Below are 20,159 nucleotides of genomic sequence, written 5' to 3'. Positions count from 1 at the left end.
GCGTTGGCCGACGTTCTGATCATCGGGGCAGGCAGCGCCGGTTCCGTACTGGCGGAACGGCTCTCGGCCGACGAACGCACCACGGTCACCGTGGTCGAGACCGGTCCGGCGCCGACCGATCCCCGGGTGCGGCGGCAGATCACCGATGCGCTGCGCCTGCCGCTCGGCGAGGCGAGCGGGGTGGTGCGGCGGTACACGGCGGTGCTCACCGAGGAGCCGCGCCGCCTGGCGCAGATCATGCGCGGTGCCGTCGTGGGGGGATCCGGCGCTGTCAACGGCGGTTACTTCTGCCGGGCGTTGCCGGCCGACCTCGACGGCTGGGCGCTGCCGGGTTGGAGTTGGCGCGACGCACTCCCGCATTTCACCGCGATCGAGCGAGATCTCGATTTCCCCGGCGGTCTGCACGGTGACCGCGGCCCGATCACCGTTCGCCGGGTCGCTGAGTTCGACGGGTGCACAGCGTCGTTCGTCCGGTCCGCGCAGGACGCGGGATACGCCTGGGTGGAGGATCTGAACGGATCGAGCCCGCAGGCGCCGGTGCCACCCGGCGTGGGCGCCGTGCCGCTGAACATCGACCGGGGCACCCGGGTCGGGCCCGGCGGCGCATTTCTCGAACCGGCGATGGGCCGGCCCAACCTGACGGTGCTCACCGACACCCGGGTGCTGCGCCTGCGCTTCGACGGACCTCGCGCGATCGGTGCCGAGTGCATCGGGCCGGACGGTCCGGCGGTGCTCGATGCGGACCGGGTGGTGGTCAGCGCCGGCGCGCTCGGATCGGCGCACCTGCTGATGCTCTCCGGCATCGGACCCGCGGCCCCGCTGAGTGCGGTCGGGGTGCGGGTCGTGGCCGACCTCCCGGTGGGCGTCGACACGGTCGACCACCCGGAGTGGGTGCTCCCCGTCAGTTGGTCCGCCACCCATGGCGTACCACCGCTGGAGGCGGTGCTGACCACCGAGGACGGTATCGAGATCCGGCCCTACACAGCGGGTTTCGGTGCAATGACCAGCGATGGGCGTGACGACCCGACCGACCACCCCCACCTGGGAGTGACCCTCATGAGGCCGGCTTCGCGGGGCCGCGTGACGCTGATGTCGGCGGACCCGTTCGTCGATCCGCGCATCGAGCAGAGGTACGACACCGCGCCCGCCGATGTCGAGCTGCTGCGCCGGGGTGCTGATCTTGCCACCGAGATCGCCGGTGGCACAGTGCAATCCGAGCCGTCGTGGGCCACGTCGCAGCATCTGTGCGGTACCGCCAAAATGGGCCGCGACGGAGATCCCGCCGCGGTGCTCGACAGTCGGTGCCGCGTCCTCGGCGTCGACGGACTCTGGGTGGTCGACGGTTCCATCCTGCCCGCCATCCCCAGCCGCGGACCCCACGCGACGATCGTGATGGCCGCGCACCGCGCGGCCGAGTTCATCTCCTGAACAACTGCCTGCCGTCGCGACCCGGCGCCCACGCCGCGACGACAACGGCGGCGAAGACGATGACCCCGGCGAGTGCCAGCAGTGCGTGGTCAGAGGCCTGCACGAACGCCGAGCGTGCCGCCTCCCGCAGCGCGGCGCCCTGCGGGCCCAGGCGATCCGACAGGGTGAGCGCGTAGGCCAGCGAGTCGGTGGCGGTGTCGCGGACCTGTGGCGGGAATGCCGACAGCTGCGGGGCGAGTGCGTTGCGGTAGGAGGCGGCCAGAATCGATCCGGCAACGGCGATGCCCACGGCGGCGCCGACCTCGCGAGTCGCGTCGTTGACTGCCGACGCCACGCCCTGCTTGTCGTCGGGAACGGCATTCATGATCGCCGTCGTCGTGGGGGCGGTACACAGGCCGACGCCGGAGGCGATCACCAGCATGGGCCACATCACGTCGAGATAGACCGCATCGGCACCGGCCAACCGCATGCAGAGCAACCCGACCGCGATCAGCAGCAGGCCGATCGTGACCGTCCACCGCAGGCCCAACTTCGGCAGGTACAGATGCGCTGTCGCACTCAGCACCAGGACGGGCGCCACCAGTGGCGACAGCGCGAATGCGGTGGACAGCGGGGAGTAGCCCATCACCAGTTGCAGGAACTGCATGGCGAGGTAGAAGAAGCCGAACATGGCGAGGAACATGAACGTGATACCGAAGGCGCCGGTCGCGAAATCGGGCCTGGCGAACAATCGGACGTCGAGAAGAGGGTGGCGACGGCGCAGCTGGACGACAGCGAAGGCGACGGCCAGCACGATTCCCAGGGCGAACCCGCCGAGCACCAGCGGGTCGGTCCAGCCCCGTATCGGAGCCTCGACCACCGCCACGACGAACACCGCGAGTGCACCGCCGATCAGCGCGGCGCCCACCCAGTCGATCGGGGTCGCCGTCTGATCGCGGGAGCTGCCGATGGTCAGCGCGAGAACGAAAGTCGCCGCTGCGGCGATGGTGAGTGCGACGAACACGGACTGCCACGAGAAGTGCCGCAGCAGAAGGCCGGTGCCCAGAAAGCCCACGACAGCACCGGATCCGGCCACTCCGGCCCAGATCCCGACAGCCTTGGTTCGTTCCGATTTCGGGAACGCGGCCGTCAGGAGCGACAGTGTCGCGGGCATGACGAAGGCCGCGCCGACGCCGGCGGCGGCCCGCGCAGCGATCAGCGCAACGGGGGTGTCGAAGACTGTCGGTGCAGCCGAGGCGAGTCCGAAGATCACCACGCCCAGCAGCAGCGCGCCGCGCCTGCCGTAGCGATCGCCGAGGGCTCCGGCGGGCAGAAGCAGGCAGGCCAGCGCCAGGGTGTAGCTGTCGACGATCCATGTCAGCTGCGCCTGATTGGCCGCAGTCTCGACGGCGATGTCGGGCAGGGCGGCGTTGAGGGCGACCATCGAGCCCATCACGAGCAGCAGGGCCAGGCTGGTCACGGTGAGCAGCCAGCGTCGTCCCCACGAAGACAGGGCGGCGATCCCGGCGTCGATATCCTGGTCGGGCGGCGTGCTCGTATCTGTCATGGATTCTCTCTCGCCGGGATTTCGAGACTAACAGTCTCGGTGGAAGACCGATAGTCTCTGTATCCATCCCCCATACCCATCGAAGCGGAAGGACATGCCATGACGGCCGGCGGTGGTGACCCGAGGCCGGCCCGCTCGCGCGCGCGATTGATGGAGGCCGCGACGGCCCTGCTGCGCTCGGGAGGCCCGAGCGCAGTGACGATCGACGCGGTCACCCGGCATGCCAACGTCGCGCGCGCCACCCTGTACCGGCACTTCCCGAGCTCGAATGATCTTGTCGCAGCGGCGTTCATGACCCTGATCCCGACGCCGCCCATGCCGCCGGCCGAGGGCTCGCTGCGGGAGCGGCTGATCGCCGTCGTCGGGGAGTGGGCCGATGCGATCGCGGAGGCGCCGACGCTGCTGACGGCCATGGCGTGGCTGTCGCTGGGGCCCGACATCACCGAGGTGCCCACCGCCGGCGGCGCGGTGGGCTCGTTGCGGGAGCGCATCGCCGAGCAGTACTCGGCGCCGTTCGATGCGATCTTCGACAGCCCCGACGCCGTGCAGCGTCTCGGGCGCGTCGACCGGACCACCGCATTCGCGCTGCTGATCGGTCCGCTGGTCTTCGGCCGGATCAGCACACTCGCCGAATTCGACTACCGCGCAACGGCTGTCGCGGCAGTCGACGGCTTTCTCGCGGTCAGCGCACGGAGTAGCGGATCGGCAGGTGCTTGAGGCCGCCGACGAACGTGGTCGCGGCGAGCTCGGGCTCCCCGGTGAGTTCGATCGACTCGAGCCGGGGGACCAGCTCGGTGAACAGGCTGTTCATCTCCATGCGGGCCAGGGCGGCGCCCAGACAGAAGTGCACGCCGTAGCCGAAGGACACGTGCCGGTTGGGGTCGCGGGCGATGTCGAACCGGAACGGTTCGTCGAAGATCTCCTCGTCCCGGTTGCCCGAGACGTAGGCCAGATAGACCGATTCGCCCTGGGCGATCGGCACCCCGCGCACCGTGGTGTCCTCGGCGGCGGTCCGCATGAACTCCTTGACCGGCGTGGTCCAGCGGATCATCTCCTCGACCGCCGTCGGCATCAGATCCATGTTCTTCCGTAGCCGATCCAGCTCGCCCGGGTTCTCGATCAGCGCGAGCAGTCCGCCGGAGATCGCGTCCTTGGTGGTGTCGTGGCCGGCGCTGGCGACGATCACGTAGTAGGACGCGGTGTCGATGTCGGAGAGGGGCTCGCCGTCGATGCGGCCGTTGGCGATCGCCGAGGCGAGGTCGTCGGTCGGGGTCTCCCGACGCGAGGCGGTCAGCGTCGAGAAGTAGGTGAAGAAATCGAGCAGAACCGCCATCTGCTCTTCGGGGCTGACGCCGCGCTTGTACTCGTCGTCGTCGCCGCCGAACATCTCCTGGGTCAGCGCGTGCATGCGGCCGTAGTCCTCCTCGGGTAACCCGAGCAGGGACATGATCACGTACAGCGGGAATTGCACCGCGATGTCGGTGACGAAATCGCATTCGGGACCGATGTCGCGCATCCGGTCGACATAGCGCTTGGCCAACTCGTCGACGCGGATCTTCAGATCGCGCATCGCCTTGGGGCGGAACCAGTCGGCGCCGATGGAGCGCACCTTGCGATGGTGCGGATCATCCATGTGGATCAGCGTGCGCAGACCCATGCCGGCTTCCATCTGCTGGGCCATGTAGTCGTCGGCGGCAGCGGTGGCCAGCAGCGGGCGGGGCTCGGAGAGCCACAGATCGTTCGCGCGCTCGATGGCCATGATGTCGGCGTGCTTGGTGATCGCCCAGAACGGGCGGTAGGGATGGTTGTCGACCCAGGCCACGGGCTCGTTGGCGCGCAGATGAGCGAGTGCCGCATGCAACCGGGCGTCGTCGGCGTACGCCGTCGGGTCGGCCAGGACTTTCGCTGCGTCGTCCATCGTGCGTGGGTCGCTCATTCGCATCTCCTCGGGGTGCTTGACGCCTGTCAATTCAGCATTCTATGTGACGGGCGCCACTCACCACGGCACATCAGGTGAGCGCGCCGAGAAGCTGGTTGAACGCCTCGGTCATCGAGGGGTGCGTGTAGATCTCATCGCGCAGTTGGCTCGCCGTGATGCGGTGGCGGATGGCGAGCGCGACGACGTTGATGACCTCGTGCGAATCGTGGCTGAGCAGTGCGGCGCCCAGGAGCTGGTCGGTGTCCGCGTCGACGACGACCTTCATCATGCCCTCGGGCTGTCCGACGATCCGTGCGCGCGGCACGGTGGCCATCTCCGCCACCGGCAGCGCAGCGACCTTCACGCGGTGGCCGTCGGCGCGGGCCGCGCGCTCGGTCAGTCCGACACGCGCGAGCGGCGGAGTCATGAACAACACGTAGGGCACCGCCACCCGATCGGCGGTGCTACGCCGACCCGTCCCGTCGAGTTGGTCGAGGACCACGCGGTAGTCGTCGAGTGAGACGTAGGTGAACTAAGGCCCGCCGTTGACGTCGCCGACGGCGAAGATGTGGGTCTGGTTCGTGCGCAGGTGTTCGTCGACGACGACGGACCCGTCGGCGCGGGTGTCGACCCCGGCCCGGTCCAGCCCGAGTTCGGTGGTGACCGGGCGGCGGCCGAGTGCGACGAGAATCCGGTCACCGTCGGCACGGGCCGAGACCCCGTCCACCTCGTAGTGCACGGTCGCACCGTCGACTGCCGTCACGGCCGCCGAGGTGACGATCTTCACCCCGGCGTCTGCCAGCAGGTCGGCGGCCGTGGCTACGACATCGTCGTCCTCCTGGCCCAGGATGGCCGAATGTCGTTCCAGGACAGTCACTTCCGCGCCGTACCTGGCGTACATCGCCGCGAACTCCAGGCCGACGTATCCGCCGCCGAGGACCACGAGCCGCCGGGGGAGATCCTCGGTCACGAGCAGGTCCGTGCTCGTCACGACGCGCTCGTTGCCGCTCAGTCCGGGGATGTCGGGCACGACGGGTTCCGATCCGGTGCCGATGACGATGTGCTCACCGGTCACGATGACCTCCCCGTCGGAGGTCTGTATGGACACGGTGTGGGCGTCGACGAACGAGGCGGAGCCGGTGAGCACGTCGACGGTCGGCAGGCTGTCCAGCATCGCGAAGTTCTTGGCGCGCAGATCGGCGGTCAGTTCGGCCGTCACGCGCACCGCGTGGGTGTAGATCCCCGGATCGGGCGGGTCGCCCGCCCCCGTCTGCTGAAGGTGCTCGGCCTGGAACACCAGCGACTTGGTGGGCACGCAGCCGATGTTGATGCAGGTGCCGCCGTACATCTGGGCTGACCGTTCGATCATCACGACGCGTCGACCCCGGGCCCCGAGTGCGGCCGCGAGCGTCTTGGCCCCCTTGCCGAAGCCGATCGTCACCAGGTCGGCCTCCAACCGCCGTATCGCCATGTCGGGTCCTCTCGTCGAGTTGTCCATCATCGTCGCCATCTAGGCTCGCGGCTGTGCGATGGACGCGGCTGCTCGCCGGCATCACAGCCCTTCTGTCGGTGGTGGTGCTGCTGGCCGGCTGCGTCCGCAGTGACGGACAGAGCGAGGCCGCGCCCCCTCCACCCGCCGACCCGGCCGTGGTGCAGATCGCGTCAGGCACCCTGCGCGGCGTCGTCGCCCCGGACCACCGGCTGGTCGCCGACATCCCGTACGCCGCCCCGCCCGTCGGGCCGCTGCGGTTCGCCGATCCGCAACCCCCGGCCCCGTGGCCGGGCATCCGCAACGCCACGACGTTCGGTCCGCGCTGCATGCAGAGCCTGGGCGGGGACCTCGAGCTCGGCCGCCAAACCGACGAGGACTGCCTGAGCCTCAACGTCTGGACGCCGCCCGCGCCGGCGTCACAGCCGCGACCGGTGATGGTGTGGATTCACGGCGGGGCATTCGTCAACGGCAGCGGCCGCATCTACGACGCACACCGGCTGGCCGCCCGCGGCGACATCATCGTCGTCACCCTCAACTACCGGCTCGGCGCCCTGGGCTTCCTGGCCCACCCCGCGTTGGGCCCGCCCGGTCAGGTCGGCAACTACGGCCTCGCCGATCAACAAGCGGCGCTGCGATGGGTCCGCGACAACATCGCCGCGTTCGGCGGTGACCCCGACCGCGTGACGATCGCGGGGGAGTCCGCAGGCGGAATGTCGGTCTGCGATCACCTCGTCGCACCCGGCTCGCGGGGCCTGTTCTCCGCGGCCATCATCCAGAGCGGGCCGTGCCAGGCGCAGGCGGTGCTGCCGGCCGGGCAGGACCGGTCGCTCGCCTACGCGGCCGATCGCGGGTGCGCCGCCCCCGCCGCGGCCGCGCAATGCCTGAGGTCGCTGCCCGCCGACGCGCTGCGTGAGCCGGTGTGGCTCTACGGCATAGGGGACGACCAGCTCAGTGGCCCGGTCACCGGTTCGGCCGCACTGCCGGTGGACCCCGTGCGGGCGATCGGCGGTCCCGACGCGCAGCGGGTTCCGGTGCTGATCGGCACCACCCGCGACGAGTTCACCCTGTTCGTCGGCATGCAGTACCTCCGTGACGGGGTGCGCTACGGGCCGCAGGATTACCCGCGGCTGCTGACCGGCGCGTTCGGGCGCAACGCCCGCGCCGTCGAGGAGCGCTATCCGTTGTCGGCCTACCCGGACGTTCCGCTCGCGTACTCCGCGGCCGTCACCGACGGCGTCTTCTCGTGTCTCGGTGACCGGTTGGCGCGCGCGATCCGCGACGACCCGGTCTACTTCTACGAGTTCAACGACCGCGCCGCCCCTGCCCCCGAACCGCTGAAGACCCTGCCGTTCCCCGTTGGCGCGAGCCACTCTCTGGAACTGCGATATCTCTTCGACGTGGGGCCCGCGCTGCCGCTCGATCCCGCACAGCAGAAGCTGGCCGACCAGATGATCGACTACTGGGCCTCGTTCGTGAAGAAGGCGTCGCCCGACACCGACGGTCAGCCGCGGTGGGACGCGTTCGGTGACGGCAACCGGGTGATGTCGCTGCAACCCGACGGCAGCCGCATGACCGACACGTTCCGTGCCACCCACCAGTGCGACTTCTGGGACGGCATCTCCTAGCTCAGGCGGGAGTGACCCAGCAGGTGATGTCGGCGTGCACCACCTCGACGCCGTCGTCGTCGACGACGCTCACCGGGATCACGAGCTCGACACCCTCGGTGATCTGGGTGAAATCCAGCGGATCCAGTCGCGCCGTCGCGCGCAGTGACGTCGTCGCCTTCTGCAGATAGGCGACGGTCATCGACTTCGGGATCCATCGGTGCGTCGTCGGCACCGTCGCCTCCATCAACATCCCCATCGCGGCCTCTGCCGCGTTGCACGACGCGATCGCGTGCACCGTTCCCAGGTGGTTGTGGAGGAAGAACCACTTGGGCACCGACACCTCGGCCACGCCCGGCTCCATCCGTCGGACGTGGGGGAGGATGGAGGCGAAGTAGGGCACTCGGGCCATGGCGGCCAGCGAGAACAGCCGGGATCCGCCGGGCACCCGGTCGAGCTGCTGCCATGCGCGATAGGTCGGAGAACTCGTCACGACCGCGACCTTACTCTCGGGTAAGTTCGGTCTGACCAGGGATTTGGAGCACGCGCCGATCTGAGGCATACTGTTCGGGTTGCCTTGAGCCGGGTTCGCCTGGCCCTGGCATGCGACTGGCGCCCCTCGCGGGGCGCGTCCGGTCCCCCATCCGTGTACGGGCGACACACCCGACCGCGGGGGCCGGTGAACCACAGACAGGTAAACAGCGGCGGCACAGCCAGGCCCTTCGAGGGCCCGTTAGTAGTGAGGTAGGAGAAGCGTGGCGGGACAAAAGATCCGCATCAGGCTCAAGGCCTACGACCATGAGGCGATTGACGCCTCTGCGCGCAAGATCGTCGAGACGGTCACCCGGACGGGAGCGAGTGTGGTCGGCCCGGTGCCGCTGCCGACCGAGAAGAACGTGTACTGCGTCATTCGGTCCCCGCACAAGTACAAGGACTCGCGGGAACATTTCGAGATGCGCACCCACAAGCGGTTGATCGACATTCTCGACCCCACGCCGAAGACGGTCGACGCGCTGATGCGCATCGACCTGCCGGCCAGCGTCGACGTCAACATCCAGTAGGAGAACCCAGGAAAATGGCTAGACAAGGCATTTTGGGCACCAAGCTGGGCATGACGCAGGTGTTCGACGAGAACAACAAGGTCGTGCCGGTGACGGTCGTCAAGGCCGGGCCCAACGTCGTGACGCGCATCCGCACCCCGGAGCGCGACGGCTACAGCGCGGTGCAGCTCGCCTACGGCGAGATCAGCCCCCGCAAGGTCACCAAGCCGGTGACCGGTCAGTTCGCCGCCGCCGGGATCAACCCGCGCCGGCATCTCGCCGAGCTGCGCTTGGAGAACGAAGCCGCGGCCGCCGAGTACGAGGTCGGCCAGGAGCTGACCGCCGAGATCTTCGCCGACGGCGCGTACGTCGACGTGACCGGCACCAGCAAGGGCAAGGGCTTCGCGGGCACCATGAAGCGCCACGGCTTCAAGGGGCAGGGCGCCAGCCACGGTGCGCAGGCAGTGCACCGCCGGCCGGGCTCGATCGGTGGCTGCGCCACCCCGGGCCGCGTGTTCAAGGGCACGCGCATGTCGGGCCGCATGGGCAGTGACCGTGTGACCACGCAGAACCTGAAGGTGCACAAGGTGGACGCCGAGAACGGCGTGCTGCTGATCAAAGGCGCCGTCCCCGGTCGTAATGGTGGACTGGTCGTTGTCCGCAGCGCAATCAAGCGAGGCGAGAAGGCATGACACTCAACATTGATGTTCAGACCCCGGCCGGCACGAAGGACGGCTCGATCGAGCTGCCCGCCGAGCTGTTCGACGTCGAGCCCAACATCGCGCTGATGCACCAGGTGGTGACGGCTCAGCTCGCCGCCAAGCGCCAGGGCACGCACGCGACCAAGACGCGTGGCCAGGTCTCCGGTGGTGGCAAGAAGCCCTACCGCCAGAAGGGCACCGGCCGCGCCCGCCAGGGCTCGACCCGCGCGCCGCAGTTCACCGGTGGTGGCGTGGTGCACGGCCCGCAGCCGCGCGACTACAGCCAGCGCACGCCCAAGAAGATGATCGCCGCTGCCCTGCGCAGCGCGCTGTCGGACCGGGCGCGCAACGACCGCATCCACGCGATCACCGAGATCGTCGAGGGCCAGGCGCCGTCGACCAAGAGCGCGAAGTCGTTCCTGGCGACGCTGACCGATCGCAAGCAGGTTCTGGTCGTGATCGGCCGCACCGACGAGACCAGTGCACTGAGCGTGCGCAATCTGCCTGGCGTGCATGTGATCTCGCCGGACCAGCTGAACACCTACGACGTGCTCAAGGCCGACGACGTGATCTTCAGCGTCGAGGCGCTCAACGCGTACATCGCAGGCGCAACCAAGAAGACGGATAGTGAGGTGTCGGCCTGATGGCTACCGTGACCGATCCCCGCGACATCATCCTGGCCCCGGTGATCTCGGAGAAGTCCTACGGGCTCATCGAGGACAACGTGTACACGTTCGTCGTGCACCCGGACTCGAACAAGACGCAGATCAAGATCGCCGTCGAGAAGATCTTCAACGTCAAGGTCGCCTCGGTGAACACCGCCAACCGGCAGGGCAAGCGCAAGCGCACCCGCACCGGTTTCGGCAAGCGCAAGGACACCAAGCGCGCGATCGTGACGCTCGCCGCGGGCAGCAAATCCATCGATCTGTTCGGAGCGCCGGCCTAGTCCGGCAGGGAGATACACAAGATGGCTATTCGTAAGTACAAGCCGACGACTCCGGGTCGCCGCGGCTCGAGCGTCTCCGATTTCGCCGAGATCACGCGTGACCATCCGGAGAAGTCGCTGGTTCGTCCGCTGCACGGCAAGGGCGGCCGCAACGCACACGGCCGCATCACCACCCGGCACAAGGGTGGCGGCCACAAGCGCGCCTACCGCGTCATCGACTTCCGTCGCCACGACAAGGACGGCGTCAACGCCAAGGTCGCACACATCGAGTACGACCCGAACCGCACCGCGAACATCGCACTGCTGCACTACCTGGACGGCGAGAAGCGCTACATCATCGCGCCGCAGGGCCTCAAGCAGGGCACGATCATCGAGTCGGGCGCCAACGCCGACATCAAGCCGGGCAACAACCTGCCGCTGCGCAACATCCCCGCCGGCACCGTGATCCACGCTGTGGAGCTGCGGCCCGGCGGCGGCGCGAAGCTCGCCCGCTCGGCCGGTGTCAGCATCCAGCTGCTCGGTAAGGAAGGCACCTACGCCTCGCTGCGTATGCCCAGCGGTGAGATCCGCCGCGTCGACGTGCGCTGCCGCGCCACCGTCGGCGAGGTCGGCAACGCCGAGCAGGCGAACATCAACTGGGGCAAGGCCGGCCGTATGCGGTGGAAGGGCAAGCGCCCCACCGTCCGTGGTGTCGTGATGAACCCGGTCGACCACCCGCACGGCGGTGGTGAAGGCAAGACCTCCGGCGGCCGCCACCCGGTCAGCCCGTGGGGTAAGCCCGAGGGCCGCACCCGCAAGCCGAACAAGGCGAGCGACAAGCTCATCGTCCGTCGCCGGCGCACCGGCAAGAATAAGCGCTAGGGAGTAAAGCGATGCCACGCAGCCTGAAGAAGGGCCCGTTCGTCGACGACCATCTGCTCAAGAAGGTCGACGTGCAGAACGAGAAGAACACCAAGCAGGTCATCAAGACCTGGTCGCGCCGGTCCACCATCATCCCGGACTTCATCGGCCACACCTTCGCCGTCCACGACGGTCGCAAGCACGTGCCGGTGTTCGTCACCGAGTCGATGGTCGGGCACAAGCTGGGCGAGTTCGCCCCCACCCGCACCTTCAAGGGTCACATCAAGGACGACCGGAAGTCCAAGAGGCGGTAATGACTACAGCGATTGAATACCCGTCCGCGAGCGCGAAGGCGCGCTTCGTGCGCGTCTCGGCGACCAAGGCACGGCGCGTCATCGACCTGGTCCGCGGCAAGAGCGTCGAGGAAGCCCTCGACATCCTCCGCTGGGCGCCCCAGGCCGCCAGCGAGCCGGTCGCCAAGGTGATCGCCAGCGCTGCTGCGAACGCGCAGAACAACGAGGGGCTCGATCCCTCCACGCTGGTTGTCGCCACCGTCTACGCCGACGAGGGCCCGACGGCCAAGCGCATCCGGCCGCGCGCGCAGGGTCGCGCCTACCGGATTCGCAAGCGCACCAGCCACATCACCGTGATCGTGGAGAGTCGTCCGAGCCGGCCCGCCAGAGGCGGCGCGTCCGCGTCCACAGCGCGTGCACGCCGCGCGCAGGCCAGCAAGGCCGCCAGCAACAAGGGAGGCTCGGAGTAGTGGGTCAGAAGATCAATCCGCACGGTTTCCGGCTCGGCATCACCACCGAGTGGAAGTCGCGGTGGTTCGCGGACAAGCAGTACGCGGACTACATCAAGGAAGACGTCGCGATCCGTAAGCTGCTGGCCACGGGCCTGGAGCGCGCCGGCATCGCCGACGTCGAGATCGAGCGCACGCGTGACCGCGTGCGGGTCGACATCCACACCGCCCGCCCCGGCATCGTCATCGGCCGCCGCGGCACCGAGGCCGACCGCATCCGCGCCGACCTGGAGAAGCTCACCAAGAAGCAGGTCCAGCTGAACATCCTCGAGGTCAAGAACCCCGAGTCGGTGGCCCAGCTGGTGGCCCAGGGTGTGGCCGAGCAGCTGAGCAACCGCGTGGCGTTCCGCCGCGCGATGCGCAAGGCGATCCAGTCGGCGATGCGCCAGCCCAACGTCAAGGGCATCCGGGTGCAGTGCTCGGGCCGCCTCGGCGGCGCCGAGATGAGCCGCTCGGAGTTCTACCGCGAAGGTCGAGTCCCGCTGCACACGCTGCGCGCGGACATCGACTACGGCCTCTACGAGGCAAAGACCACCTTCGGCCGGATCGGCGTGAAGGTCTGGATCTACAAGGGCGACATCGTCGGTGGCAAGCGTGAGCTGACCGCCGCCGCACCGTCCGCGGACCGCCCGCGTCGCGAGCGTCCGTCGGGTACCCGTCCGCGCCGCAGCGGCGCGTCGGGCACCACGGCGACGAGCACCGACGCCGGCCGGGCCGCCACCGAGAGACCAGCAGAAGCACCCGCAGCCGTCGAAGCGACCGCGGGCGCACCCGCCCCGGAAAGCACGGAGAGCTAGTCATGCTGATTCCCCGCAAGGTCAAGCACCGCAAGCAGCACCACCCGCGGCAGCGCGGCGTCGCCAGCGGCGGCACCACGGTCAGCTTCGGTGACTACGGCATCCAGGCTCTGGAGCACGCCTACATCACCAACCGGCAGATCGAGTCCGCTCGTATCGCCATCAACCGGCACATCAAGCGTGGCGGCAAGGTGTGGATCAACATCTTCCCCGACCGTCCGCTGACCAAGAAGCCCGCCGAGACCCGCATGGGTTCCGGTAAGGGTTCGCCGGAGTGGTGGGTGGCCAACGTCAAGCCCGGCCGCGTGCTGTTCGAGCTGAGCTACCCCGACGAGAAGATCGCCCGGGATGCTCTGACCCGCGCCATCCACAAGCTGCCGATCAAGGCTCGCATCGTCACCAGAGAGGAGACCTTCTGATGGCAGTAGGAGTTTCGACGGGAGAGCTCCGTGAGCTCACCGACGACGAACTGACCGACAAGCTCCGCGAGTCGAAGGAAGAGCTGTTCAACCTGCGCTTCCAGATGGCGACCGGCCAGCTTGCCAACAACCGCCGGCTGCGTGTCGTCCGGCAGGAGATCGCACGGGTGTACACCGTGCTGCGCGAACGTGAGTTGGGTCTGGCCGCCGGACCCGGAGGTGAGGATTCCTAATGGCAGAAACGAAGGGTGACAAGCACACCCCGCGGACCGAGGAGTCGCGCGGTCGCCGCAAGACCGCCATCGGTTACGTCGTGTCGGACAAGATGCAGAAGACCATCGTGGTCGAGCTCGAGTCCCGCAAGATGCACCCGCTGTACGGCAAGATCATCCGGACCACGACGAAGGTCAAGGCCCACGACGAGAACGGGGACGCCGGTATCGGCGACCGCGTGTCTCTGATGGAGACCCGGCCGACGTCGGCGACCAAGCGCTGGCGCCTGGTCGAGGTCCTCGAGAGGGCCAAGTAGCCGCACGGCACGAGCTGTCAGAACCCCCGCACGCCAATTGGCTGCGGGGGTTTCTGCCTGCTAGGGGGGTTCGCTGGGTGTACTCTCCGGCGCTATGACCTCGGACTTCAACGGCAAGATCGAACTCGACATCCGGGATTCCGAACCCGACTGGGGTCCGTACGCGGCGCCCGTCGCGCAGCCCGAGGCGCCCAATGTCCTGTATCTGGTGTGGGACGACACCGGTATCGCGACGTGGGACTGCTTCGGTGGGCTGGTGAACATGCCTGCGATGAGCCGGATCGCCGAACGGGGTGTGCGCCTGTCCCAATTCCACACCACCGCGCTGTGCAGCCCCACGCGCGCCTCGCTGTTGACCGGACGTAATGCGACGACGGTCGGAATGGCCACCATCGAGGAGTTCACCGACGGTTTCCCCAACTGCAACGGGCGAATTCCGTTCGACACCGCACTGCTGTCGGAGGTGCTGGCCGAGAACGGTTACAACACCTACTGCGTGGGCAAGTGGCACCTCACGCCACTCGAGGAGTCCAATCTCGCGTCGACAAAACGGCATTGGCCGCTGGGGCGGGGCTTCGAACGGTTCTACGGATTCATGGGCGGGGAGACCGATCAGTGGTATCCCGAGCTGGTCTACGACAACCATCCGGTTCCGCCGCCGGCGACGCCCGAAGAGGGCTACCACCTGTCGAAAGATCTGGCCGACAAGACGATCGAGTTCATCAGGGACGCCAAGGTGATCGCGCCGGACAAGCCGTGGTTCACCTACCTGTGCCCGGGCGCCGGGCATGCGCCGCACCACGTGTTCGCCGAGTGGGCCGACCGCTACGCCGGGGTGTTCGACATGGGTTACGAGCGGTACCGCGAGATCGTGCTGGAGAACCAGAAGAGGCTCGGCATCGTACCACCCGACACCGAACTCTCCCCGATGAACCCGTATTCGGATGTCACGGGTCCGAACGGTGAGCCGTGGCCGGCGCAGGACACCGTGCGGCCGTGGGACGACCTCGACGACGACGAGAAGCGGTTGTTCAGCAGGATGGCCGAGGTGTTCGCCGGCTTCCTGTCCTACACCGACGACCAGATCAACCGCGTCCTGGACTATCTCGAGGAATCGGGTCAGCTGGACAACACGATCATCGTCGTCATCTCCGACAACGGCGCCAGCGGGGAAGGCGGACCGAACGGATCGGTCAACGAGGTCAAGTTCTTCAACGGGTACATCGATTCGGTCGAGGAAAGCCTCAAGCACTTCGACGATCTCGGCGGGCCGGAGACCTACAACCATTACCCGATCGGCTGGGCGATGGCGTTCAACACCCCCTACAAGCTCTACAAGCGCTACGCCTCTCACGAGGGCGGCATCGCCGACACCGCAATCCTGTCCTGGCCCAAGGGAATCGCCGCGCACGGCGAGGTGAGGGACAACTACGTCAACGTCGCCGACATCACGCCCACCGTGTACGACCTGCTGGAGATCACTCCGCCGGCAATCGTGCGCGGGGTGCCGCAGAAGCCGCTCGACGGCGTGAGTTTCAAAGTGGCGCTGGACAATCCGCACGCGCCGACGGGTAAGGAAACGCAGTTCTACACGATGCTCGGCACGCGTGGCGTCTGGCACAGGGGCTGGTTCGCCAACACCGTGCACGCCGCGTCGCCCGCGGGCTGGTCGCACTTCGACGCCGACCGCTGGGAGTTGTTCCACATCGAGGCCGACCGGAGCCAATGTCGGGATCTGGCCGCCGAGCACCCCGAGAAGCTCTCGGAGATGGTCGATCTGTGGTTTGCCGAGGCGGCCAAGTACAACGGGCTGCCGCTCAGCGATCTCAACATGCTCGAGACCATGACGCGGTGGCGGCCGTACATCGCCGGTGAACGGGATTCCTACGTCTACTACCCCGGGACCGCCGACGTCGGGATGGGTGCCGTCGTGGAGTTGCGCGGACGATCGTTCGCGGTGATGGCGGAGGTCACCGTCGATACCGACGATGTCGATGCCGATGGTGTCGTCGTCAAACACGGTGGAGCACATGGCGGTTACGTGATGTACGTGCAGGGGCATCGGCTGCACTTCTGCTACAACTTCCTCGGCGAACAGGAGCAGACCCTGTCGTCATCCGATCCGCTGACTCCCGGGCAGCACGTGCTGGGTTTCGCGTTCACGCGGACCGGGACCGCGCAAGGCAGCCACACCCCGATCGGTGACGGCGCCCTCTACGTCGACGACACCCAGGTGGCCGACTACCGCGACATGCGCGTGCACCCAGGCACCTTCGGTCTGGCCGCCGCCAGTCTGAGTGTGGGGGCCAACAACGGCTCACCGGTGACGCGCGCGTACGCCGCGCCGTTCCCGTTCACCGGCGGCACCATCGCCCAGGTGAAGATCGACGTCTCCGGTGCCCCGTACGCCGATCTCGAGCGCGATTTCGCGCGGGCCTTCGCCAGGGACTGACGTGGTACGCGGTGCGCTGGCGCTGCTGGTGGCGGGAACGGCGCTGCTGTCCCCGTCGTGTGCCCACAGCAGTGACGGCTCGCCGACCATGCGGCTCGCCGAATCCTCAACGGCCGCCGCATCTTCGGCGGTGACCGACGACGTGCCGGGTGTCGCTCCGACCCCTGCGGCGACGAGCGACGAGGACTGTGCGCCGGCGGGTGTCGGGGTCGATGTGCGCATCGACGATCCGAAGGCGCCCACCGTCGTGGTCGGAGTGCCTGACGGGTGGACGACGACGCCGGCGCAGGACGGGATGACGTTGCAGGGCCGAGGGATGTCGGGCACCGTGACGATCACGGCGACACCGATGGGTCCGGCGCAGGCGTTTCGCCGATACGCCGACGACCTGACCGCCGAGAGCGAGTTGAGCACGCTGAGCTTCCTGCCCGCGCAAACCTGCGGGTTCAGCGGGCAGAAGCTGATGGGCCAGCTCGACGAGGTGGTCTACGAGGCTCGCATCGTGCACGTGCCGGGCTATCTCATCGCGGTGTACGCCGAGGCGCCGACCGGCACCCCCGACTTCGATGCGGCGGCGGCGGTGCCGACCGGGGGACTGAGGATCGGCCTACCCTGAACGCCATGCTGACCGAGCTCGTCACGCTCGACGGCGCACGATTCCGGATGGGATCGACGCAGTTCTATCCCGAAGAGGCACCGGCGCACACCGTCACCGTCGACCCGTTCGCGATCGAACGGCACCCTGTCACCAACGCCCAGTTCGCCGCGTTCGTCGCCGACACCGGCTATCGCACGGTCGCCGAGATCGCCCCCGATGCGGCGCTGTATCCCGGTGCGACGCCCGCCGATCTCGTGCCCGGCGCGCTCGTGTTCCGGCCCACGCGCGGTCCGGTCGACCTGCGCGACTGGCGGCAGTGGTGGGAGTGGGTGCCCGGCGCGAACTGGCGGGAGCCCCACGGCGCAGGCAGCTCCATCGAGAACATCCTCGATCACCCTGTGGTGCAGGTCTGTTACGCCGACGCGCTGGCCTACGCCCGCTGGGCCGGCCGACGGCTACCCACCGAGGCGGAGTGGGAATTCGCCGCCCGCGGCGGTGCGAGCACCGTCTATCCCTGGGGCGACGAGGCGGCCCCCGGCGGGGAGCACATGGCCAACATCTGGCAGGGCGACTTCCCGTACCGCCACACCGGCCGCATCGGCACGACCCCGGTCGGCACGTACGCACCCAACGCCTACGGATTGCTCGACATGATCGGCAACGTCTGGGAATGGACCACTACTCGGTTCACCGGACACCACCAGCTCGGCGGACGGGTGGAGTCGTGTTGTGGTCCGACAGGACCGGATGCTGTGCCCGACCCGGCGGTGAACCAAGCCCTCAAGGGCGGGTCCCACCTGTGCGCCCCGGAGTACTGTCATCGCTACCGGCCGACGGCGCGCTCCCCGCAGTCGCAGGACAGCGCCACCACGCACATCGGGTTCCGGTGCGTCGCAGGTCCCCTCTGACCAGCGATTTGGTGCATTCGCCGAGCTCACCTAGTATGTAGGGGTTGCCTAGGGCAGACCTCGGTTATCTCTCGTTCATTCTGGCGGAGAAAACCCTGCGTGCTCTTTAGGTGACACAGACCGCGCACGTCAGGGTCGGTAATCCTGCGTGCATACGAAAACCCAGGTCGAGGAGATCGAGTGATTCAGCAGGAATCGCGGCTGAAGGTCGCCGACAACACGGGCGCCAAGGAGATCTTGTGCATCCGCGTTCTCGGTGGCTCGTCGCGGCGCTACGCCGGCATCGGTGATGTCATCGTGGCCACCGTCAAAGACGCCATCCCCGGCGGCAACGTCAAGCGTGGCGACGTCGTCAAGGCCGTCGTCGTGCGCACCGTCAAGGAACGCCGCCGCGCCGACGGCAGCTACATCAAGTTCGACGAGAACGCCGCCGTCATCATCAAGGCCGACAACGACCCGCGCGGCACCCGCATCTTCGGCCCCGTGGGTCGCGAGCTGCGCGAGAAGAAGTTCATGAAGATCGTTTCGCTCGCCCCGGAGGTGTTGTGATGAAGGTTCGTAAGGGCGACACCGTTCTCGTCATCTCGGGCAAGGACAAGGGCGCCAAGGGCAAGGTCCTTGTTGCCTACCCCGAGCGCGACAAGATCCTGGTCGAGGGCGTGAACCGGATCAAGAAGCACACCGCGCAGTCCGCCAACGAGCGGGGCGCCTCGTCGGGCGGCATCGTCACCCAGGAAGCCGCGATCGCGGTGTCCAACGTGATGCTGCTCGATTCCGACGGCAAGCCGACCCGCGTCGGCTACCGCATCGACGACGAGACCGGCAAGAAGGTCCGCATCGCCAAGACCAACGGCAAGGACATCTGACATGACCACTGTTGAGACCAAAGCCCTGCCCCGCCTGAAGCAGCGCTACCGCGAAGAGATCCGCGACGCGCTGCAGAAGGAATTCGGCTACGCCAACGTCATGCAGATCCCGGGCGTGGTCAAGGTCGTCGTCAACATGGGTGTCGGTGACGCCGCCCGTGACGCGAAGCTGATCAACGGCGCGGTCAACGACCTGGCGCTGATCACCGGCCAGAAGCCCGAGATCCGTCGCGCCCGCAAGTCCATCGCCCAGTTCAAGCTGCGCGAGGGCATGCCCATCGGCGCCCGCGTCACGCTGCGCGGCGACCGCATGTGGGAGTTCCTCGACCGGCTGATCTCCATCTCCCTGCCCCGTATCCGCGACTTCCGCGGCCTCAACGGCAAGCAGTTCGACGGCACCGGTAACTACACCTTCGGACTGACCGAGCAGTCGGTGTTCCACGAGATCGACGTGGACAGCATCGACCGGCCGCGCGGCATGGACATCACCGTCGTCACCACGGCGACCAACGACGACGAAGGTCGGGCGCTGCTGCGGGCGCTGGGCTTCCCGTTCAAGGAGAACTGAGCAATGGCAAAGAAGGCTCTGGTCAACAAGGCCAACAAGAAGCCCAAGTTCAAGGTGCGGGGCTACACGCGCTGCAACCGCTGCGGTCGCCCGCACGCGGTGTTCCGCAAGTTCGGCCTGTGCCGCATCTGCCTTCGCGAGATGGCGCACGCCGGCGAACTGCCCGGCGTCCAGAAGTCCAGCTGGTAAGCCCGCGATGAGCGCTTGCGCGAAGAGCCTCGTCATCAGAACCCACGAAACATGTTGCGGTAGGCCCGAATACCTGGGAACCGCCGCGAGAAAGGTGAACCGGCTGTCATGACCATGACGGATCCGATCGCAGACTTCCTGACACGTCTGCGCAACGCCAACTCGGCGTACCACGATGAAGTGACCCTGCCGCACAGCAAGATCAAGGCCAACATCGCCGAGATCCTGAAGTCCGAGGGGTACATCAGCGACTACCGCACCGAGGACGCCCGCGTGGGCAAGTCCCTCGTCGTGCAGCTCAAGTACGGGCCCAGCCGGGAACGCAGCATCGCCGGCCTGCGCCGGGTGAGCAAGCCCGGTCTGCGCGTGTACGCCAAGTCCACCAACCTGCCGCGCGTGCTCGGCGGGCTCGGTGTGGCCATCATTTCCACGTCGTCCGGTCTGAGGACCGATCGCCAGGCCTCCCGTGAGGGCGTCGGCGGCGAAGTCCTCGCCTACGTGTGGTGAGGGAGGACT

Annotated in this window: 27 protein-coding genes; 22 read left to right on the top strand and 5 right to left on the bottom strand. The window is 67.8% G+C overall.

What is annotated here, in order from left to right; genetic code table 11:
• Positions 1-3: 3 nt before the first annotated feature.
• A complete protein-coding gene (gene mftG, locus DMB80_RS02980) occupies positions 4-1,428 on the top strand; it encodes a mycofactocin dehydrogenase MftG (RefSeq protein ID WP_111508546.1) in 1,425 nt (474 codons plus the stop codon).
• Here mftG and DMB80_RS02975 read toward each other — a convergent pair.
• Complete coding sequence (locus DMB80_RS02975; protein WP_111508476.1) at positions 1,418-2,974, bottom strand: MFS transporter; 1,557 nt, start codon at positions 2,972-2,974, stop codon at positions 1,418-1,420. The genes mftG and DMB80_RS02975 overlap by 11 nt on opposite strands.
• A gap of 99 nt (positions 2,975-3,073) precedes the next feature.
• On the opposite strand from DMB80_RS02975, the gene DMB80_RS02970 reads away from it, so the two are divergent.
• Entirely contained in the window at positions 3,074-3,691 is a 618-nt protein-coding gene (locus DMB80_RS02970; protein ID WP_111508475.1) for a TetR/AcrR family transcriptional regulator, read from the top strand.
• Here DMB80_RS02970 and DMB80_RS02965 read toward each other — a convergent pair.
• From DMB80_RS02965 to DMB80_RS02960, 3 genes are all read right to left on the bottom strand, one after another.
• Positions 3,657-4,910, bottom strand: a complete 1,254-nt coding sequence (locus DMB80_RS02965) for a cytochrome P450 (RefSeq protein WP_111508474.1) — start codon at positions 4,908-4,910, stop codon at positions 3,657-3,659. The two genes, DMB80_RS02970 and DMB80_RS02965, sit on opposite strands and share 35 nt — an antisense overlap.
• Before the next feature lie 73 nt (positions 4,911-4,983).
• Entirely contained in the window at positions 4,984-5,394 is a 411-nt protein-coding gene (locus DMB80_RS28480) for a hypothetical protein (protein WP_240430976.1), read from the bottom strand.
• Positions 5,395-5,424: 30 nt separating this feature from the next.
• Positions 5,425-6,402: a dihydrolipoyl dehydrogenase family protein gene (locus tag DMB80_RS02960; protein WP_240430975.1), complete on the bottom strand. Its 978-nt coding sequence runs from the start codon at positions 6,400-6,402 to the stop codon at positions 5,425-5,427.
• A 14-nt stretch (positions 6,403-6,416) separates the two neighbouring features.
• Between DMB80_RS02960 and DMB80_RS02955 the strand changes: the two genes are divergently transcribed.
• On the top strand, positions 6,417-8,009 hold the full coding sequence (locus DMB80_RS02955; protein WP_420812111.1) for a carboxylesterase/lipase family protein: 1,593 nt from the start codon (positions 6,417-6,419) through the stop codon (positions 8,007-8,009).
• A 1-nt stretch (position 8,010) separates the two neighbouring features.
• Here DMB80_RS02955 and DMB80_RS02950 read toward each other — a convergent pair whose 3' ends face one another.
• Positions 8,011-8,481, bottom strand: coding sequence for a hotdog fold domain-containing protein (locus tag DMB80_RS02950; RefSeq protein ID WP_205538495.1), 471 nt, complete (start codon positions 8,479-8,481; stop codon positions 8,011-8,013).
• Between the two features lie 262 nt (positions 8,482-8,743).
• Here DMB80_RS02950 and rpsJ point away from each other — a divergent pair, with 262 nt between their 5' ends.
• The 19 genes from rpsJ to rpsH all read left to right on the top strand — a co-directional run bounded on the left by rpsJ (position 8,744) and on the right by rpsH (position 20,150).
• Positions 8,744-9,049: a 30S ribosomal protein S10 gene (rpsJ, locus tag DMB80_RS02945; protein WP_003883485.1), complete on the top strand. Its 306-nt coding sequence runs from the start codon at positions 8,744-8,746 to the stop codon at positions 9,047-9,049.
• Positions 9,050-9,063: 14 nt separating this feature from the next.
• Positions 9,064-9,720, top strand: coding sequence for a 50S ribosomal protein L3 (gene rplC / locus DMB80_RS02940; protein ID WP_043405756.1), 657 nt, complete (start codon positions 9,064-9,066; stop codon positions 9,718-9,720).
• Positions 9,717-10,373, top strand: a complete 657-nt coding sequence (rplD, locus tag DMB80_RS02935) for a 50S ribosomal protein L4 (RefSeq protein WP_046362677.1) — start codon at positions 9,717-9,719, stop codon at positions 10,371-10,373. Before rplC ends, rplD begins: the two co-directional genes overlap by 4 nt.
• Positions 10,373-10,675 carry a 50S ribosomal protein L23 gene (gene rplW / locus DMB80_RS02930; protein ID WP_046362678.1) on the top strand — a complete coding sequence of 101 codons (303 nt, stop codon included), beginning with the start codon at positions 10,373-10,375 and terminating at the stop codon, positions 10,673-10,675. Before rplD ends, rplW begins: the two co-directional genes overlap by 1 nt.
• Before the next feature lie 21 nt (positions 10,676-10,696).
• On the top strand, positions 10,697-11,536 hold the full coding sequence (gene rplB / locus DMB80_RS02925; RefSeq protein WP_046362679.1) for a 50S ribosomal protein L2: 840 nt from the start codon (positions 10,697-10,699) through the stop codon (positions 11,534-11,536).
• A gap of 11 nt (positions 11,537-11,547) precedes the next feature.
• Positions 11,548-11,829 carry a 30S ribosomal protein S19 gene (rpsS, locus tag DMB80_RS02920; protein WP_011739061.1) on the top strand — a complete coding sequence of 94 codons (282 nt, stop codon included), beginning with the start codon at positions 11,548-11,550 and terminating at the stop codon, positions 11,827-11,829.
• Positions 11,829-12,278, top strand: coding sequence for a 50S ribosomal protein L22 (gene rplV / locus DMB80_RS02915; protein WP_111508472.1), 450 nt, complete (start codon positions 11,829-11,831; stop codon positions 12,276-12,278). Before rpsS ends, rplV begins: the two co-directional genes overlap by 1 nt.
• On the top strand, positions 12,278-13,114 hold the full coding sequence (gene rpsC, locus DMB80_RS02910; protein ID WP_111508471.1) for a 30S ribosomal protein S3: 837 nt from the start codon (positions 12,278-12,280) through the stop codon (positions 13,112-13,114). Before rplV ends, rpsC begins: the two co-directional genes overlap by 1 nt.
• 2 nt (positions 13,115-13,116) lie before the next feature.
• Positions 13,117-13,533, top strand: coding sequence for a 50S ribosomal protein L16 (gene rplP / locus DMB80_RS02905; RefSeq protein WP_046362682.1), 417 nt, complete (start codon positions 13,117-13,119; stop codon positions 13,531-13,533).
• Positions 13,533-13,766, top strand: coding sequence for a 50S ribosomal protein L29 (gene rpmC, locus DMB80_RS02900; protein WP_046362683.1), 234 nt, complete (start codon positions 13,533-13,535; stop codon positions 13,764-13,766). Before rplP ends, rpmC begins: the two co-directional genes overlap by 1 nt.
• A complete protein-coding gene (rpsQ, locus tag DMB80_RS02895) occupies positions 13,766-14,062 on the top strand; it encodes a 30S ribosomal protein S17 (RefSeq protein ID WP_046362684.1) in 297 nt (98 codons plus the stop codon). Before rpmC ends, rpsQ begins: the two co-directional genes overlap by 1 nt.
• Positions 14,063-14,156: 94 nt before the next feature.
• Positions 14,157-16,514: an arylsulfatase gene (locus DMB80_RS02890; RefSeq protein ID WP_111508470.1), complete on the top strand. Its 2,358-nt coding sequence runs from the start codon at positions 14,157-14,159 to the stop codon at positions 16,512-16,514.
• Between the two features lies 1 nt (position 16,515).
• Complete coding sequence (locus DMB80_RS02885; protein ID WP_111508469.1) at positions 16,516-17,130, top strand: hypothetical protein; 615 nt, start codon at positions 16,516-16,518, stop codon at positions 17,128-17,130.
• Positions 17,131-17,135: 5 nt separating this feature from the next.
• On the top strand, positions 17,136-18,020 hold the full coding sequence (locus DMB80_RS02880) for a formylglycine-generating enzyme family protein (RefSeq protein WP_111508468.1): 885 nt from the start codon (positions 17,136-17,138) through the stop codon (positions 18,018-18,020).
• A 180-nt stretch (positions 18,021-18,200) separates the two neighbouring features.
• Positions 18,201-18,569: a 50S ribosomal protein L14 gene (rplN, locus tag DMB80_RS02875; RefSeq protein WP_024440402.1), complete on the top strand. Its 369-nt coding sequence runs from the start codon at positions 18,201-18,203 to the stop codon at positions 18,567-18,569.
• Positions 18,569-18,886, top strand: a complete 318-nt coding sequence (gene rplX / locus DMB80_RS02870) for a 50S ribosomal protein L24 (RefSeq protein WP_111508467.1) — start codon at positions 18,569-18,571, stop codon at positions 18,884-18,886. The genes rplN and rplX overlap by 1 nt, the downstream gene beginning before the upstream one ends.
• A gap of 1 nt (position 18,887) precedes the next feature.
• On the top strand, positions 18,888-19,454 hold the full coding sequence (gene rplE / locus DMB80_RS02865; RefSeq protein WP_043405794.1) for a 50S ribosomal protein L5: 567 nt from the start codon (positions 18,888-18,890) through the stop codon (positions 19,452-19,454).
• 3 nt (positions 19,455-19,457) lie between these two features.
• The gene (locus tag DMB80_RS02860) at positions 19,458-19,643 is read left to right on the top strand and encodes a type Z 30S ribosomal protein S14 (RefSeq protein WP_011778599.1); all 186 of its coding nucleotides are present in this window, start codon (positions 19,458-19,460) and stop codon (positions 19,641-19,643) included.
• A gap of 108 nt (positions 19,644-19,751) precedes the next feature.
• Positions 19,752-20,150 (top strand): 30S ribosomal protein S8, encoded by a 399-nt coding sequence (rpsH, locus tag DMB80_RS02855; protein WP_011895861.1) that lies wholly within the window; start codon positions 19,752-19,754, stop codon positions 20,148-20,150.
• Positions 20,151-20,159 lie beyond the last annotated feature (9 nt).

Source organism: Mycobacterium kyogaense (assembly GCF_003254575.1).
GTDB classification, from domain to species: Bacteria; Actinomycetota; Actinomycetes; order Mycobacteriales; family Mycobacteriaceae; genus Mycobacterium; species Mycobacterium kyogaense.
The sequence above is the reverse complement of the archived record's forward strand: the minus strand, read 5'-3'. Positions and strand labels throughout refer to the sequence as shown.

Excerpts from the sequence above, each read along its gene's own strand:
- DMB80_RS02975 (WP_111508476.1), bottom strand. The coding sequence starts at position 2,974 with ATGACAGATACGAGCACGCCGCCCGACCAGGATATCGACGCCGGGATC.
- DMB80_RS02970 (WP_111508475.1), top strand. The coding sequence starts at position 3,074 with ATGACGGCCGGCGGTGGTGACCCGAGGCCGGCCCGCTCGCGCGCGCGA.
- DMB80_RS02965 (WP_111508474.1), bottom strand. The coding sequence starts at position 4,910 with ATGAGCGACCCACGCACGATGGACGACGCAGCGAAAGTCCTGGCCGAC.
- DMB80_RS02960 (WP_240430975.1), bottom strand. The coding sequence starts at position 6,402 with ATGGCGACGATGATGGACAACTCGACGAGAGGACCCGACATGGCGATA.
- rplC (WP_043405756.1), top strand. The coding sequence starts at position 9,064 with ATGGCTAGACAAGGCATTTTGGGCACCAAGCTGGGCATGACGCAGGTG.
- rplD (WP_046362677.1), top strand. The coding sequence starts at position 9,717 with ATGACACTCAACATTGATGTTCAGACCCCGGCCGGCACGAAGGACGGC.
- rplW (WP_046362678.1), top strand. The coding sequence starts at position 10,373 with ATGGCTACCGTGACCGATCCCCGCGACATCATCCTGGCCCCGGTGATC.
- rplB (WP_046362679.1), top strand. The coding sequence starts at position 10,697 with ATGGCTATTCGTAAGTACAAGCCGACGACTCCGGGTCGCCGCGGCTCG.
- rpsS (WP_011739061.1), top strand. The coding sequence starts at position 11,548 with ATGCCACGCAGCCTGAAGAAGGGCCCGTTCGTCGACGACCATCTGCTC.
- rplV (WP_111508472.1), top strand. The coding sequence starts at position 11,829 with ATGACTACAGCGATTGAATACCCGTCCGCGAGCGCGAAGGCGCGCTTC.
- rplP (WP_046362682.1), top strand. The coding sequence starts at position 13,117 with ATGCTGATTCCCCGCAAGGTCAAGCACCGCAAGCAGCACCACCCGCGG.
- rpmC (WP_046362683.1), top strand. The coding sequence starts at position 13,533 with ATGGCAGTAGGAGTTTCGACGGGAGAGCTCCGTGAGCTCACCGACGAC.
- rpsQ (WP_046362684.1), top strand. The coding sequence starts at position 13,766 with ATGGCAGAAACGAAGGGTGACAAGCACACCCCGCGGACCGAGGAGTCG.
- DMB80_RS02890 (WP_111508470.1), top strand. The coding sequence starts at position 14,157 with ATGACCTCGGACTTCAACGGCAAGATCGAACTCGACATCCGGGATTCC.
- DMB80_RS02880 (WP_111508468.1), top strand. The coding sequence starts at position 17,136 with ATGCTGACCGAGCTCGTCACGCTCGACGGCGCACGATTCCGGATGGGA.
- rplX (WP_111508467.1), top strand. The coding sequence starts at position 18,569 with ATGAAGGTTCGTAAGGGCGACACCGTTCTCGTCATCTCGGGCAAGGAC.
- rplE (WP_043405794.1), top strand. The coding sequence starts at position 18,888 with ATGACCACTGTTGAGACCAAAGCCCTGCCCCGCCTGAAGCAGCGCTAC.
- DMB80_RS02860 (WP_011778599.1), top strand. The coding sequence starts at position 19,458 with ATGGCAAAGAAGGCTCTGGTCAACAAGGCCAACAAGAAGCCCAAGTTC.
- rpsH (WP_011895861.1), top strand. The coding sequence starts at position 19,752 with ATGACCATGACGGATCCGATCGCAGACTTCCTGACACGTCTGCGCAAC.